Annotated in this window: 10 protein-coding genes and 3 pseudogenes; 5 read left to right on the top strand and 8 right to left on the bottom strand. The window is 73.0% G+C overall.

Annotation, left to right across the window (positions count from 1 at the left end; all coding sequences use genetic code 11):
- Window positions 1–35 precede the first annotated feature (35 nt).
- Window positions 36–1481 (top strand): NF041680 family putative transposase, encoded by a 1446-nt coding sequence (locus OG562_RS34180; protein WP_266404929.1) that lies wholly within the window; start codon window positions 36–38, stop codon window positions 1479–1481.
- Between the two features lie 487 nt (window positions 1482–1968).
- Here the strand turns inward: OG562_RS34180 and OG562_RS34175 are convergent.
- The 3 genes and pseudogenes from OG562_RS34175 to OG562_RS34165 form a co-directional block, all read right to left on the bottom strand.
- Window positions 1969–2070: pseudogene (locus tag OG562_RS34175) on the bottom strand (3-oxoadipate enol-lactone hydrolase); the annotation flags it as partial.
- Between the two features lie 719 nt (window positions 2071–2789).
- Window positions 2790–4946 (bottom strand): SWIM zinc finger family protein, encoded by a 2157-nt coding sequence (locus tag OG562_RS34170; RefSeq protein WP_266404926.1) that lies wholly within the window; start codon window positions 4944–4946, stop codon window positions 2790–2792.
- Window positions 4943–7741 carry a DEAD/DEAH box helicase gene (locus OG562_RS34165; protein ID WP_266409673.1) on the bottom strand — a complete coding sequence of 933 codons (2799 nt, stop codon included), beginning with the start codon at window positions 7739–7741 and terminating at the stop codon, window positions 4943–4945. Before OG562_RS34165 ends, OG562_RS34170 begins: the two co-directional genes overlap by 4 nt.
- 384 nt (window positions 7742–8125) lie before the next feature.
- Between OG562_RS34165 and OG562_RS34160 the strand changes: the two are divergent.
- The 3 genes and pseudogenes from OG562_RS34160 to OG562_RS34150 all read left to right on the top strand — a co-directional run.
- Window positions 8126–8542: pseudogene (locus tag OG562_RS34160) on the top strand (transposase); the annotation flags it as partial.
- Between the two features lie 275 nt (window positions 8543–8817).
- A pseudogene (locus tag OG562_RS34155) lies at window positions 8818–9003 on the top strand (transposase); the annotation flags it as partial.
- A gap of 135 nt (window positions 9004–9138) precedes the next feature.
- Entirely contained in the window at window positions 9139–9339 is a 201-nt protein-coding gene (locus OG562_RS34150; protein WP_266396426.1) for a helix-turn-helix domain-containing protein, read from the top strand.
- Between the two features lie 83 nt (window positions 9340–9422).
- On the opposite strand, the gene OG562_RS34145 is transcribed toward OG562_RS34150, so the two are convergent.
- The 3 genes from OG562_RS34145 to OG562_RS34135 form a co-directional block, all read right to left on the bottom strand.
- On the bottom strand, window positions 9423–10016 hold the full coding sequence (locus OG562_RS34145; RefSeq protein WP_266404924.1) for a sugar kinase: 594 nt from the start codon (window positions 10014–10016) through the stop codon (window positions 9423–9425).
- Between the two features lie 34 nt (window positions 10017–10050).
- Complete coding sequence (locus OG562_RS34140) at window positions 10051–11199, bottom strand: ROK family glucokinase (RefSeq protein WP_266404921.1); 1149 nt, start codon at window positions 11197–11199, stop codon at window positions 10051–10053.
- A gap of 193 nt (window positions 11200–11392) precedes the next feature.
- Entirely contained in the window at window positions 11393–12130 is a 738-nt protein-coding gene (locus tag OG562_RS34135; protein ID WP_266409672.1) for a GntR family transcriptional regulator, read from the bottom strand.
- A gap of 129 nt (window positions 12131–12259) precedes the next feature.
- On the opposite strand from OG562_RS34135, the gene OG562_RS34130 reads away from it, so the two are divergent.
- A complete protein-coding gene (locus tag OG562_RS34130) occupies window positions 12260–13300 on the top strand; it encodes a Gfo/Idh/MocA family oxidoreductase (protein WP_266404919.1) in 1041 nt (346 codons plus the stop codon).
- Between the two features lie 362 nt (window positions 13301–13662).
- Here OG562_RS34130 and OG562_RS34125 read toward each other — a convergent pair whose 3' ends face one another.
- Both OG562_RS34125 and OG562_RS34120 read right to left on the bottom strand, forming a co-directional pair.
- Complete coding sequence (locus OG562_RS34125) at window positions 13663–14847, bottom strand: cytochrome P450 (protein ID WP_266404917.1); 1185 nt, start codon at window positions 14845–14847, stop codon at window positions 13663–13665.
- Window positions 14848–14891: 44 nt separating this feature from the next.
- Entirely contained in the window at window positions 14892–15140 is a 249-nt protein-coding gene (locus OG562_RS34120; protein ID WP_266409671.1) for a response regulator transcription factor, read from the bottom strand.
- Between the last annotated feature and the right edge of the window lie 33 nt (window positions 15141–15173).

The following is a 15173-nucleotide window of genomic DNA, read 5'->3' as shown; positions in this document are numbered from 1 at the left end:
TCGAGTCACGAAGTACAAGAGAACGGCCGCTGTGTATGAGTCTGTCTGCTGATGCGCCCGCGGGTGAGGCGTTGGACGTGTTGTCCCGCTTTCGGGTCGAGTTCTACGAATGCCTCTACGCTCGCGCGGATGCGCTCTTCGAGCTCACTGACGCGGTGCTGTGCGCGGACGGGCCGGTGAAGACGCTGGTCGAGCTGTCGCTGGCGGTCGAGCACCGGCGCGGGCACGGTGCGCTGTACGCGGCTTTGGACCGCGGTTGGCTGGAGCCGACGCGCCTACGTCGCACGCTGGCCGGCCTGCCGCTGCCGAAGGCGGCCGACGGGCGGATCGTGTTGGCCGTGGACGTGAGCAACTGGCTCCGTCCTGATGCCCCGACCAGCGACGATCGGCTGTTCTGCCACGTCTACGGACGTGGTGACCGCAAGACGGACCAGTTCGTGCCGGGCTGGCCGTACTCCTTCGTTGCCGCGCTGGAGTCCGGCCGCACCTCCTGGGTCGCGCTGCTGGACGCCGTGCGCCTGGGACCCGCCGACGACGCGACGCTCGTCACTGCCGCCCAACTGCGCGATGTCGTTCAGCGGTTGACGCAGGCCGGGCACTGGCGGCCGGGCGACCCGGAGATCCTCATCGTGATGGATGCCGGCTACGACGTCGCCTACCTCACCCACGCCTTGGCCGACCTGCCGGTGATGCTGCTCGGGCGCCTGCGCTCGGACCGGGTCATGCTCCGCGACCCGGGCCCGACCCGTTCCGGCCCGAAGGGCGGGCGACCCCGTCGGCACGGCGGTGTCCTTACTTTCGCCAAGCCTGACAGCTGGCACGAGCCCGACGTCACCACAGTCACGGACACCACCCGCTACGGCAAGGCCGAGACGATCGCCTGGGACCGCATGCACCCCAGGCTCACCCACCGCGGCCCGTGGCTGAACCACGCCAAAGAGGAACTGCCCATCCTGCACGGCATGTTGATCCGCCTCCAGGTCGAGCGCCTGCCGGGCGACCGCGACCCGAAACCGGTCTGGCTGTGGTGCTCCGCCAACGCCGCAACACCGGCGGACGTGGACCGCTGGTGGCAGTCCTTTCTCCGCAGATTCGACCTGGAGCACACCTTCAGACTCCTGAAGCAGACCCTCGGCTGGACGGCACCGAAGGTCCGCCACGCCGACAGCGCCGATCTGTGGACCTGGCTCATCATCGCCGCCCACACCCAGCTCCGCCTCGCCCGCCCACTCACCGAGGACCTGCGCCGCCCCTGGGAGCGACCCGCCGCACCCCGCCGCCTCACCCCCGCCCGCGTCCGCCGGGGGTTTCGCAACGTCCGCGCGACGGCGGCCCGTCCGTCGGCCGCACCGAAACCGTCCAAGCCGGGACCGGGACGGCCTCCCGGCTCGAAGAACAGGCAGCGGGCCACACGTCACGACGTCGGCAAGACGGTCAAACGTGCTGAATCGATCAAGGAACACCAAGCCCGCCGAGGATAAACGCCAAGCTGAGTGGGTGTTCTGCAAGCCATCGTGTCAGGTTGTCCGGTTGAGGAGTGCGGTTGACCGCTTCAGGAAGTAGCCGCCCCTGCTCACGTCGAAACCGATGCGGTCCTCCTGACCGCATGCGGTCAGGGGTCTGCGCCACGTACTCGTTCTGCGAGACTGGGGTGACGCTCTGGAGGCACAGCCCTTGAGGAGTGGATCTCCCGGTGCTCCGCGCGTTCGGTACCCGCTTAAAGCGCAGCAGATCCTCTGCCACACCGCCGCCTGGCCGCGCCCTCCGGCCACGAGGATGACCTGCGCCAGCTCCTCAGGTGTACGTCTACGCAGGACCGCCGTCGGAGCGAGCTGACGCGGGTCCCCCCTGTCACGAGCGATCACAAGCGGGTCACCAACCCCGCGGACTCACTCATGTCACAAGACTCTGACCTGGACTTACGCGCTCGCCCTGGATCAACTGGACGCCCATGGACGGTTTCTACGACATGTGCCAGGTCGTGCCGAGCGAGGGGCCCAGGATGAGGACTGGTGCCTCTTCCGGCCCGTCAAAGCGGTATTGCAGGGTGTTGGACGTACTCTCACTCACCCGACTCACGCTCCCACATCTCACGAATTCTCACGTACTTGGGTCGGAACCCCGTGCAAGGCGTCCCACGTTGTGGCAGCCTCGCGAAGATCCTCCGCATCGGGCTTCACATGTCGCCTGTCGCCGGCCGGTGGCGGCCGGGTGCGTGAGACACGATGCGCGTGCATCGTACAGACGGAACCTCAGCGGGTCAGCTTCACTTGGCGACCGGGCCCGGGGTGTGACGGTGTGGCCGGTGCGGTGGCGGCCTCGGTGCCGAGGGCGGCCAGCCCCAGGGAGGCGCCGATCTGGCGCGAGCTGTTGGTTGTAGCCGTTCGCACCGGCGACCCAGCGGTTGGCGAACAGGCCGAGCCGGACCGGCGGTTCGCGGGAGGTGGTCCGCTCGACCTGGAGGAACGCGGCCAGCAGCGCGACGGCGACCGCCAGGGTCGTCGGGGTGACCGGCGAGGTCCACGCGTACCGATCGGTGCGGACGACGCCGAAGACCAGCAGGATCAGACCGGCCGTGCCTGGCCGCCATCGGCGACCAGTGGGCCGCGTCGGCCGCACGGGACACACCTCCCGGGCCTGCGCGCGTTCGTCGACGGGCTGCTGCCCGAAACCGCGTCCGCGCACCCGGCGAGCCACTCGGCCGACTCCCGCTGAGGCGGCATGAGCGGCGGCCCGGACGGACGTGGTCGACGTGGTCGACGTGGTCGACGTCGGCCGCGGGTCGTCGCTCAGAAGTCGTCGGAGCCGCCCAGGCCGGTCAGGGCGCCGACCGGGTCCGGGTCGCAGGTGCCGCGCGGCCACCAGTCGTCACGGCCCGGCTCCGACTCGTACGCGTACCACAACCCGTCGCGGCCGAAGCGGAGTTGGACGTGACCTCGGGGGTGGGTGAGGTGGTTGCGCCAGGGGCGGAAGGCCGGGAGGTCGGCGGCGAGGAGGAGCGAGCGGGCCCGGTCGAAGCGTCCGGCGGGCGGGTCCCAGGGCTCCTCCAAGGCCGTGAGCCCGTCCGCTCCGCCCTGCCGCCAGGCGGCGACCGCGCGCGCCAGCTCGGCCGGGGTGCGTCCGGCGGCTGCGGAGAGCGAGGCGTACAGCGAGCGTGTGGCGACGGTGAGGCCCGCGCCGGGGCGGGCCGCGGCGAGCCGTACGGCGTCCTGCCAGAGGGTCAGTTCGCCGATGTCGTCGTGTCCGGTGAGGAGCAGGGCGTGGGCGCGGGCCGCCGCGTCGGTGGCGAGGTGGTCCAGCGCGAAGGAGTCGGGTCCGTTCGGGGCGGACGGGTAGGCGGGAGGCTGCTCGGGGTGGGGCGGCACCGTCAACGGGGCGGGGAGGGACGGGAGTCGGCGCCTGCGCCCGTCCGCGCGGTCCGTGACGTCCGTGAGCGCCTCGGTGGCCCGTACGCCGGGCAGGGACTGCGGCTCCTGCTCCTGGGCGGCGCGGGCCGCGCGGGCGGCGTTGCGCCGGGACAGCGCGTCGAGCAGCTCGCGTTCGCCCCGGCCGCGCAGCAGGAGCAGCACGAACGGGTCGGCGTCCAGGAGACGCGCGGTCTGGTAGCAGAGGGCGGCGGCGTGCTTGCAGGGGTGGCCGCGGTCGGGGCAGCTGCACTGCGGATCGAGGTCGCCGGGGCCGGGCAGCAAGGGCACCCCGCACTCGGCGAGGGACTCCGGCATCTCCTTGTCGAGCAGCGCGGCGATGTGCCCGGGGCGCTCCACGGCCGCCTCCAGGAAGCGCTCCCAGTCGTCGTCGGCGAGGGTGCGCAGCCGTACCTGTACGCGGTACGGGCGCGGGCGGCTGCCGTGCACGTAGGCGAGGACGAGCCCTGGGGTGACCGTGATCGCGTCCACGTTCCCCTGCTCGGCGTAACCCCGCCCGCGCACCAGCCGCTTGACGTCCAGCGCGCCCTCCTCCAGCGCACCGACCCAGGCATTGCCCCACCAGGTCCCGGCGAAGCGGGCGCCTGCGGCGCCGCCCGCACCGTCGGCACCGGCGGTCCGGGGGGAGAACGCCGGGAAGGTACGCCGGTGATCGCCGTCGCGGGAGGGTGCGGCCATGGAGCGGGGGGCGCGGTCGGGGGCCGGAGCGGGAGCAGGAGTGGGAGTGGGAGTGGGGTGGTCGGCGGGGGCGGGTTCGTCGGCTGGGGCGAGCCGGTCGCCAGGGGCGGGTCGGTCAGCAGGGGCGGGTCGGTCAGCAGGGGCGGGTCGGTCAGCAGGGGCGAGCTCGGCGTCCGGGGCGGGCGAAGTCGTCTCGCGGGTGACGTCATCGCCCTCGCCCTCGTCCTCGCTCTCGCCCCCGTCCCACGGCATCCGAAAGGCCCCCGCGAGCAACTCCCGCACGTCACGCGGGCGCTCACCGGGGGGACGGTCCTGGGCACGGCTCTGGGGGCGGGCGGGGGTCCGGGACGGCCGGCGTGAGGCTTCGCCTCCCGGCGCGGCCGCGTCGGCCGAGGCCTGCCGTGCCTCGGCGCGGGCCGCCCGCAGGGCCTCACGAGCGATGTCGCCGGGGCGCGCGCCGTTCGCGGCCTGCGGCGCGCCCGGGTCTGCCGGGGGCGGGGGATCATCCGTCTCCGGCGCGACCGACGCAGCGGGGTCCGTTCCGGCCGCGCCGGGCTCCGGGGCCCGCCCGGCGGATGGGTCCGCCGCCTGCCGTAGTGCTGCGCGCACGGCGTCACCGGGCCTGGACGTACGGCTTGCGGTGTCTTGTGCCGGCTCGCCGTGCGGCCGCCCCTGTTCGGGCGACGGCTCGCCCCCGCTCCCCCGTTCCCGCGCGGCCCGCAGCGCACGACGGGCCGCGTCGGCGGGCCGCTCGGCCGCTGCGGAGCCCTCGTCGTGCTGCGCCCCCTCCTCCACGTCGCTCACCCCCGCCTCCGCCTCCTCGTCCCCCGGCTCCCGTGTCATGTCTCCCTCCGCAGTCTGACCAGGTCGGTCAGTTCGCGGTGGGTGAGTTCGGTGAGGGCCGACTCGCCGGAGCCGAGGATCGCGTCGGCCAGGGCTCGCTTGGCCTGGAGCATCTCGGCGATGCGGTCCTCGACCGTGCCCTCGGTGATGAGGCGGTGGACCTGCACGGGCTGGGTCTGGCCGATGCGGTAGGCGCGGTCGGTGGCCTGCTCCTCGACGGCCGGGTTCCACCAGCGGTCGAAGTGGACGACATGGCCCGCGCGGGTGAGGTTCAGTCCGGTGCCGGCGGCCTTCAGGGAGAGGACGAGGACCGGGGTCGCGCCGTCCTGGAAGCGGTCCACCATCCGCTCGCGCTCGGGCACCGGAGTGCCGCCGTGCAGCAGCTCGACGGGGACCGCGCGGGCGGTGAGGTGGGCGGTGATCAGACGGGCCATGCCGACGTACTGCGTGAAGACGAGCGCCGAGCCGTCCTCTGCGAGCAGGGTGTCCAACAGCTCGTCCAGGAGGGCGAGTTTGCCGGAGCGGGCGGCCAGGGCGTCGCCCACGGAGCCGGTCTCCTCCTTGAGATACAGCGCGGGGTGGTCGCAGATCTGCTTGAGCGCGCCCAGCAGCTTCAGCACCAGGCCGCGTCGCGCGATGCCGTCGGACGTCTCGATGGCCAGCAGCGACTCCCGCACCACCGCCTCGTACAGCGCGGCCTGTTCGCGGGTGAGCGGGACCGGGTGGTCCGTCTCCGTCTTGGGCGGCAGCTCGGGGACGATGCCGGGGTCGGACTTCTTGCGGCGCAGCAGGAAGGGCCGCACCAGGCGGGCGAGGCGCTGCACGGCCTCCTCGTCCTCGCCGTTCTCCACCGCGCGCGCGTGCCGGGCGCGGAAGGACTTCAGGGGGCCGAGGAGTCCGGGTGTCGTCCAGTCGAGCAACGCCCAGAGTTCGGAGAGGTTGTTCTCGACGGGGGTGCCGGTCAGCGCCACGCGTGCGGGGGTCTGGATGGTGCGCAGGGCCTTCGCCGTCGCCGAGTACGGGTTCTTCACGTGCTGCGCCTCGTCCGCGACGACCATGCCCCACGGCTGGCGGGCCAGCGTCGGGGCGGCCGAGCGCATCGTGCCGTACGTGGTGAGGACGAAGCCGTCGGTCAGGTCGTCCAGGCTGCGCTCGGCGCCGTGGAAGCGGCGGACGGGGACGCCGGGCGCGAAGCGGGTGATCTCGCGCTGCCAGTTGCCCAGGAGGGAGGCCGGGCAGACCACCAGGGTCGGTTCGGTGCGGGCCCGCTTCAGGTGCAGGGCGATGACGGTGACCGTCTTGCCCAGGCCCATGTCGTCGGCGAGGCAGCCGCCGAGGCCGAGGGAGGTCATCAGGTCCAGCCAGGCCAGGCCGCGCAGCTGGTAGTCGCGCAGGGTGGCGTGCAGACCGGGCGGCGGCTCGGCCGGCCGTACGCCTGCCGTCAGTCGGTCGCGCAGGGCGGCCAGGGCCCCCACGGGGACCGCCTCGACGCTTTCGCCGTCCACCTCGGCGGCGCCGGTGAGGGCGACGGACAGGGCGTCGACCGGGTCCAGCAGGCCCAGTTCGCGTTTGCGGGCCTTGCGGACGAGGGCCGGGTCGACGAGGACCCACTGGTCCCGCAGCCGTACGACCGGGCGGTGGGCCTCGGCGAGCGTGTCCATCTCGGCCTCGCTGAGCGGGTCGCCGCCGAGCGCGAGCTGCCAGCGGAACTGCAGCAGGTCCTCGCTCTCGAAGAACCCGGTTCCGTCGGTGGCCGAGCCGGGCGCGGGCCGGACCACCGCGGCCGCGCTCAGGTCGTGGGCCAGGTCCCGCGGCCAGTGCACGGCGACCCCGGCCGCCGCGAGCCGGGTCGCGGCCACGCCGAGCAGGTCGCTCAGCTCGTCCTCGGACAGAGCCAGCACGTCGGGGGCGTCCTGCTCGGCGAGCCGGGCGAGCGGCGGCCAGACGCGGGCCGCGCGCCGCACGGCGAGGGCCGCGTCCACGCGCGCACGTGCCCCGAAGGCGGCGTCGGCCTCCCCCGCCCACAGGGTCGCCGCGTCGGTCACGAGGGTGGGGTCGGCGAGGCTGTGCACCTGGACGATCGCCGCGCCCGCGCTGCGCACGACCGCGTCGCCGTCGAAGAGGTCGTACGCGGACAGGTCCAGGCGGAGCGAGATCCGCACGCCCGCGTCCATGCCGGCCGCGACCTCCGCGGCCCAGTCGTGGGCGCCGGGCAGCCGCTGGGGCCGGCGGTCCGCGAAGGGCTTCCCGCACGCGTGCGGTGCGGCGGGCGTACGGGGCAGGGTGTCCGCGACGGCGTCCAGGAAGGACCGCATCAGCGCTTCGGGCTGCGGCAGCCGGAGCGGGCCCGGGCCGGACAACGGCACCGCGTGCCCCTCGTACGGCAGGGCCGCGGCGATCGCGCGCAGGTGCGCGATGTCCTCCGGGTCCAGGGGGCCCGCCCGCCAGGCGTCGTGACCGGCGGGGGTCAGGCCGGGCAGCAGACGGCCGCGGGCGGTGAGCCGTAGCGCGTGCAGCGCGGCCGCGCCCCAGCAGGCGGTGGCCGGGTGTGCGGCGGGGTCGCGCCGGGCGCGCACGAGCAGCGGGAGCGCCTTGTCGACCGGAAGGGTCAGGGCGGGGGCCTGCCTGCGGCGGACGGAGGCTCCATGGGGGCGTACGACGGTGAGGTCCTGGCGCTCGGCGGCCGTGGTGACGGGCAGGGGCCCTTCGTCGGGGTCCCAGAAGGCGACGCGTCCCTCGCGCGGGAGCGGCGCGGGCAGGAAGACCGCGGCGAGGCGCACGCCGATCGCGTCCACCGAGTCCCCGCTCTCGTCCCCGGCCGTGTCCCTGGCCGCATACCTGGCCCCCGGGTACCTGGCCCCGGGGTACCCGGTCGGAGCGGCCGTGTCCCTCGTCCGCACTGTTCACCTCCCGCCCGCGTGTCGGATCAATCGTCTTCGACTCTACGGGCGGGGTCTGACATTGATGCTGATACTCAGGTCCCGGTGGCCGTGGCTCGGGGTCTGACTGACGCCCTGCTGGGTTGTCTTCCGGTTGTTCTGTCCGGCCGCCGGGACCTGTTCTCATGGCTCCGGCCGGGCGGAACATGACCTGATAGGAGCTTGGTCCAGAAGCCCCTTCAATGTCCTGTCTGCGCCACCCGGCCGGTGCCCACCTCCGGTTGGGAAGGCATCATCAGCATGACATCAGAGGTTGTGGAGGACACCGCGGACCAGGACGTGTTCGGCGGGGTCGACTCCCATGCCGACACCATCCACGTCGCGGTGATCAGCGACAACGGCGGCCACCTCGCGGACGCCGAGTTCGCCACCGCCGCCGCCGGATACGCCGCGGCCCTGGCCTTCCTGAACGCCCACGGTCACGTGAGAGCGATCGGCGTGGAAGGCACCTCCTCCTACGGCGCCGGCTTCACCCGCGCCGCCCGCTCACACGGGCACCCGGTCATCGAGGTCAACCGGCCCGACCGGGCCGAACGCCGCCGCATCGGCAAGTCCGACCCCATCGACGCCTACGCCGCCGCCCGCGCCGCCCTGTCCGGCCGGGCCTCCAGCGCCCCCAAGGACGACACCGTCGCCGGCACACGCGCCCTGCACAACGCCGCCCGCTCCGCCGTCAAGGCCCGCACCGCCGCCCTGAACCAGACCACCCACCTTCTCTTCACCGCACCTGAAGCCATCCGCACCCAATACGGGCAGCTCAAAGGGACAGACCGCACTGATGCCCTGGCCCGGCTGCGGCCGGCCGGAGACGCGGTGCACACAGCGGTCCTCACCGCGCTGAAGAGCCTCGCCCGACGCGTCAAGGAGCTGACCGCCGAGCACGGAGCCCTGACCCAGGCCCTGGACAGCGAGGCCAGCGCGCACAACCCGGCCTGCGAGCCGCCTACGGCGTCGGCCCCGACACCGCGGCCCAGCTGCTGGTCACCGCCGGAGGCAATCCCGAACGCATGCGCAGCGAGGCATCCTTCGCCGCCCTGTGCGGCGTCGCCCCGGTCCCCGCCTCCAGCGGCAGAACGAACCGGCACCGCCTGTCCCGGGGCGGAGACCGGGATGCCAACGCAGCTCTCTACCGCATCGCCCTCGTCCGCATGTCCAGCGACTCCAGAACCCGCGCATACGCGGCACGGCAGACCGCCGCCGGCCGGACGAAGAGGGAGATCATCCGGCTCCTGAAACGAGCCATCGCCCGGGAGATGTTCCGCTGTCTCACCACCACCGTCACCGTCCCCGGCATCGCCGACCTGCGACCCCTACGGCAAGCCAAGAACATCACCCTCACCGCCGTCGCCCAGCACTTCGGTGTCTGGCCCACCACCATCTCCAGACTTGAACGAGGCCTCAGCCGGGACGACGACCTCGCCCACGCCTACCGCGAATGGGTCCAGACCGCTTGACAGCAATAGGAGCATCAATCGGTCCCGGCGACCGGCCGGAGCGGCCCCCGGCGGCTCTACGACGCCGGGCCGGCGCCGGCGCGTCAGGGAACCGTGCGCGAGACGACGTACACCATGGGATACGTCGGGTTGCCGGTGTTCACCACCACGTCCAGCGTCGGCTTGGGGTTCTTCTGCTCGCGGACGAGGCCGAAGTAGTCGCCGGTGCGGGAGCCGGGGCCGGCGAACTTCCAGCCGGTGACGCTCTGGTCGCGGGCGCTGATGACGATGTGGTCCTTCTTCAGGTCGGCCCGGGCGACGCCGATGTCGGCGAGGAACTGGTCCAGGCCCGCGTGCGTGGTCTGGAACTGCACATAGAGACGGCTGGTCTTCCAGTTGTTCGTCTCGTAGTAGGCGACCTGGTTGGACGGGTGCGGGACAGGCACCTGGTAGAGGCGGCGCTGGACCTTCGACGGCCAGCCCTGGGTCAGGCCGGTCGCCGAGTACTTGGCCTCCTTGTCCTTGCCGCTGTCGCGGCTCTGGTTGGCGGAGATCACCAGGTAGCCGGCCGGAACGCCGATGAGCAGCACGATGATCAGCAGGGTGAGCGCCCTGCGGCGGATCACGTGCCGACGGTCCTCCGGCGGGCGGGACGGCTCGTCGGGGGGTGCGGCCTGGCGGGGCAGCGAGGCGGTCATGCGGTGTCCCGGGTCGTGCGGGGCGGTGCGGGGGTCATGCCGTGTCCCGGGTGCGGCGGGCCGCCTCCGTGAACCGTTCGAAGCGCTCGTAGCGCTCCACCCGGCGGCGCTTGGCGCGCCGGAAACGGCGGGCCACCAGCCGGGCCAGATCCGCGGCGCCGACCATGCCGGCCTCGGGACCGAGCTGGGCGCGGACGATCCGGGCCTCGGGACGGTAGCCGCGGCCGGTGAGCTGGCGCTTGAACGCGTCCCGCGCGGGGCCGATCAGCAGGTCGTCGGCGGCCGAGACCCCGCCGCCGATCACGAAGCAGGACGGGTCGAGGGCGGCGGCCAGGTTGGCGATGCCGACTCCGAGCCACTGCCCGATGTCCTGGAGCAGCTCGATGCACATCGCGTCGCCGTCACGGGCCAGCTCGGTGATCATCGGGCCGGTGATGTCGCCGATGTTGCCCTTGACGTGCTCGATGATGCCGTAGGCCACCGGGGAGTCGGCCGCGGCCAGCTCGCGCGCCTCCCTGACCAGCGCGTTGCCGGAGCTGTACTGCTCCCAGCAGCCGCGGTTGCCGCACGGGCAGCGGTGGCCGCCGGGCACGACCTGCATATGGCCGAACTCGCCCGCGACGCCGTACTTGCCGCGCTTGACCTGGCCGTCCTCGAGGATCGCGCCGCCGATGCCGGTGCCGAGCGTGATCATGACCAGATGGTCCTCGCCGCGGCCGGCGCCGAAGCGCCACTCCGCCCAGGCCGCCGTGTTCGCGTCGTTGTCGACCAGGACCGGTACGGAGAGCCGGCTCGAGATGCGGTCCCGCAGGGGCTCGTTGCGCCAGGACAGGTGGGGCGCGAACAGGACGCGGTTGCGGTCGGCGTCGACCCAGCCGGCGGCGCCGATGCCCACCGCGTGCACGTCGTGCCGGTCGGACAGGTCCAGGACCAGCTCGACGATGGTGTCCTCGACGACCTTCGGGCTCTTGGACTTGTCCGGGGTCTCCGTGCGGAGTTTCTCCAGGATGTTGCCGTCGGCGTCGACGACGCCCGCCATCACTTTGGTGCCGCCGATGTCGATGCCGACCGTGGGCACGCGGGGTGCGGTGAGGTGCGAGCGGCGCTCCCTCGTGCCTACCGTGCGGAGCGCTGGCGCGCGGCGGGAGCCGATGGGGGCGGTGAAGTTGCCGTAGGTGCTCATCGTGGCCGATTCTGCCGCACGCCCACGGTGCGTGCCGAGCGGGGGAGGTCAGGGGGTGCGTGAGACGTGCCGCGCGCGGGCGCGTCGCGGTGGGGCAGGGTGGGGCGCGTCCACGGCATCAAGTCGCCTTGTTCGGACAATACGACCGTTGTCGGCCTCTGGGTGGACGCGCCGCGCTCAGGACCGTACGCGCTCAGGACCGTACGAGCAGCTGGAACTCGAAGGAGTAGCGGGTCGGCCGGTAGATGTGGTCGCCGAACTCCACCGCACGGCCGGTGTCGTCGAAGGTCGTGCGCTGCATGGTGAGGAGGGGGGTGCCCTCGGCCTCGGCGAGTCGCTCGGCCTCGGCGCCGGTGGCGGCGCGGGCGCCGATGGACTGGCGGGCGCTGTGCAGGGTGATGCCGGCGGCCCGCATCAGGCGGTACAGACCCGTGGCCTGCAGCTGTGCGGTGTCCAGGTCGAGCAGAGCGGTGGGGATGTGGTTGCACAGGTACGCCATCGGCTCGCCGTGCGCCAGGCGCAGCCGCTCGACCCGGTGCACCTCGCTGCCCTCGGCCACCGCGAGCGCGGCGGCGATCTCGGCGGACGCCGCGACCATGGTGTTGACCACGACGGTCGTCGCCGGACGCTGCCCGGCCGCCTCCAGATCGTCGAAGAGGCTGCTGAGCTCCAGCGGACGCTTGACCTGGCTGTGCACGACCTGGGTGCCGACGCCCCGGCGGCGCACCAGCAGTCCCTTGTCGACGAGCGACTGGATGGCCTGGCGCACGGTCGGACGGGACAGCCCGAGCCGGGCGGCGAGCTCGATCTCGTTGCCCAGCAGGCTGCCGGGAGTGAGGGATCCGTGCTCGATCGCGGCCTCCAGCTGCTGCGACAGCTGGAAGTACAACGGCACCGGAGAGCTTCGGTCCACACGGAGTTCGAGCTGCACGGTCGGGTCCATCTCTGGTTTCGGCACGGGCCGAGCGTAGCTCTGCGCGCTGTTGACGGGAAGTAATGCAGTTAGATTGTCCGGACATACGCATTGACAGGGTGCGGGCCAGCACCGCACCTTGATGACATGCGCATCGGGGTCATCGGGACGGGCCGCATAGGCACCATTCATGCGAACACACTCAGCCGTCACCGCGAGGTCGGATCCCTGATCCTGACGGACGCGGACCACACGCGGGCCCAGGAACTCGCACTACGACTGGGCGAGACGGCCGCCCCCGGAGTGGAAGAGATCTTCCGCTGGGGCGTGGACGCCGTGGTGATCACCACGGCGACCTCGGCCCACGCCGAACTGATCGGTCGGGCAGCACGCTCCGGGCTTCCGGTCTTCTGCGAGAAGCCGATCGCCCTGGATCTGGCGGGGACCTTACAGGCGATCGCGGAGGTCGAGAGTGCGGGAACGATCCTTCAGATGGGCTTCCAGCGCCGGTTCGACACGGGCTACATCGGAGCCCGGGAGGCGGTGCGCTCGGGGCGGCTCGGGCGACTGCACACCGTACGAGCGCTGACGTCCGACCAGTCGCCGCCGCCGGCCGCGTGGCTGCCGGTGTCCGGCGGGATCTACCGGGACGCCCTCATCCACGACTTCGACTGTCTGCGCTGGGTGACCGGGCGCGAGGTGGCCGACGTGTACGCCGCCGGGTCCGACGCCGGGCCCGCGATGTTCCGGGCGGCGGGCGACCTGGACACGGCGGCCGCGGTCCTCACCCTGGACGACGGAACCCTGGCCACGGCCACCGCGACCCGGCTGAACGGCGCGGGCTACGACGTCCGCATGGAGCTGGCCGGGGAGCTGGACCAGATCGTCGTCGGTCTGGACGACCGGACGCCGATCGCCTCCACCGAGCCCACCGGTCCGCCGGCCGCGGACAAGCCGTGGACCGGGTTCCTGGAGCGCTTCGGTCCCGCGTACGAGGCGGAGCTGATCGCGTTCGTGGACGTCGTCCGGGGCGGGCGGCCCAACCCCTGCGACGGACGCGAGGCCCTCCAGGCCCTGCGCATCGCCGAGGCCTGCGAGGTGTCCCGACGGGAGCGCAGGGCTGTGCCGCTGGCGGAGATCCCGGGGGCGACGGGAGTGGGGGCGGGCGCGGGCGCGTGGCCCGGGTGAACCGCGCCTGCGGACGCCCTGACCGGCGGGGCTCGGCGGCACTTTGACCGGCGGGATTCGGCGGCACTTTGACCGGCGGGTCCTGCCTGCACCCTGACCGGCCGTGTCCGCCTGCACCCTGACCGGCCGTGTCTGTCGGCACTCCGACAGCTCGCGTCCGCCGGTGCTCCGGCAGGCCGCGCCCATCGCCACTCCGGCAACCCGCGTCCGCCAGTGTTGCGGCCCGCCACGGCCATGTCTGCCGGCACCCCGACCGGCCGCATCGCCGGGACCCCGACAGGCCGCGGCCGCCAGTGCTGCGGCCCGCCGCGTCCGCCCGTGCCGGAGTCAGGGTCGTGCACACCCCGCCCTGTGCCGTGTGTCTACCAGCGGACCGGAAGGCTGCGCATTCCGCGCATCAGCAGGCCCGGGAGCCAGTCGCCGGGTGGGCCGTCGAGGGTGAGGGCGGGGGCGCGCTCCAGTAGGGACCGTAGCGCTGTGCGGGCCTCCAGGCGGGCCAGCGGGGCACCCAGGCAGTAGTGGATGCCGTGGCCGAAGGCGAGATGGCCCCGGGGCTCGCGGTGGATGTCGAAGCGGTCGGGGTCCGGATAGCGGCCCGCGTCCCGGTCGGCCGCGGTGAGGCCGATCATCACCGCCTCGCCCTGTGCGACGGGCGTGCCGCCGATCTCCAGGGGCTCGGCGGCGAAGCGGAACGTGGCGTTCTCCACCGGCCCCTCGTAGCGCAGGGCCTCCTCGATCGCGCCGTCGAGGAGGGTCGGGTCGGAGCGCAGGGCGTCGAGCTGCTCGGGGTGTGTGAGCAGGGCGTGGACGGCGTTGCCGATGAGGTTGACGGTGGTCTCGTGGCCCGCGATGAGCAGGATGAACGCCATGCCGCGCAGCTCGCCGGCCGAGAGTCGGTCGCCGTCCTCGGCGGTGGTGCGGATCAGGTCGCTCAGCAGGTCGCCGCCCGGACCCGCGCAGCGCTTGTCCTCGATCAGCTCGGTGAGGTACTCGGCGAGCCGCACGATCGCCTCGTACGAGGTCTCCGCGCTGGTGGGCGCCACGACCTCCGTGGACAGCTTGCGGAACTCCGTGCGGTCCAGCTCGGGGACGCCGAGCAGCTCGCAGATGACCGTGAGGGGCAAGGGGTAGGCGAGCGAGGCCACGAGGTCGGCGCGGCCGTGCGGCAGCATGACGTCGAGCAGGTCGTCGGTGACGGCCTGGATCCTCGGCCGCAGTTCCTCCACGCGGCGCATGGTGAAGGCGCGGGAGACCAGCGCGCGCAGGCGTGTGTGCTGCGGCGGGTCGACGCTCAGCAGATGCGGGCCGATCACCTGCTCGTCGAGGAAGGTGACCCCGATCCGGTCGGCGCTCTTGGACAGCCTCGGGTCGGCGAGGGCCGCGCGCGCCTCGTCGTACCCCACGACGAGCCAGGTCTCGTGGCCCGCGTCGGCGCCGGGCGCACGCACCCTGTGCACCGGGCCCCGCTCGCGCAGCCGCGCGTACACGGCGTGCGGGTCCCGCCGGAACCCCTCGCCGAACTCCCCCAGGTCGATCACCTCGGCCATGACGCTCCCCCTCCCGTCACACCCCCAACGAGCGGGAGGACCGCCTAGTGCCCGCCGCCGCCCGGCCGTTCGTCGGTATCCGGCCGTTCGTCGACGGCCGGGCCCTGCCCCTCCTCCAGGAGCGCCGCGTCGTAGGCGAGCAGGGCGATCTGCACCCGGTGGTCGAGGCCGAGCCTGGCCAGGACGCGGGAGACATGGGCCTTGACGGTGGCGACGCTCATGAAGAGTTCGGCGGCGACCTCGGCGTTGGACAGGCCCCGGCCGACCGCGACCTCGCGTTCACGCTCGCCCATGAGCGGCGAGGCGCTCACGCGCGCGTGCCGGGC

The sequence above is a fragment of the Streptomyces sp. NBC_01275 genome, assembly GCF_026340655.1.
GTDB lineage: Bacteria > Actinomycetota > Actinomycetes > Streptomycetales > Streptomycetaceae > Streptomyces.
Note: the sequence above shows the minus strand (reverse complement) of the source record. Positions and strands in the feature narration are given on the sequence as shown.

Bases quoted from the DNA above. Each gene is read 5' to 3' on its own strand.
- OG562_RS34145 (WP_266404924.1), bottom strand. From the start codon at position 10,016: ATGACCGCCTCGCTGCCCCGCCAGGCCGCACCCCCCGACGAGCCGTCC.
- OG562_RS34140 (WP_266404921.1), bottom strand. From the start codon at position 11,199: ATGAGCACCTACGGCAACTTCACCGCCCCCATCGGCTCCCGCCGCGCG.
- OG562_RS34120 (WP_266409671.1), bottom strand. From the start codon at position 15,140: ATGGGCGAGCGTGAACGCGAGGTCGCGGTCGGCCGGGGCCTGTCCAAC.
- OG562_RS34170 (WP_266404926.1), bottom strand. From the start codon at position 4,946: ATGACACGGGAGCCGGGGGACGAGGAGGCGGAGGCGGGGGTGAGCGAC.
- OG562_RS34130 (WP_266404919.1), top strand. From the start codon at position 12,260: ATGCGCATCGGGGTCATCGGGACGGGCCGCATAGGCACCATTCATGCG.
- OG562_RS34150 (WP_266396426.1), top strand. From the start codon at position 9,139: ATGTTCCGCTGTCTCACCACCACCGTCACCGTCCCCGGCATCGCCGAC.
- OG562_RS34125 (WP_266404917.1), bottom strand. From the start codon at position 14,847: ATGGCCGAGGTGATCGACCTGGGGGAGTTCGGCGAGGGGTTCCGGCGG.
- OG562_RS34180 (WP_266404929.1), top strand. From the start codon at position 36: ATGAGTCTGTCTGCTGATGCGCCCGCGGGTGAGGCGTTGGACGTGTTG.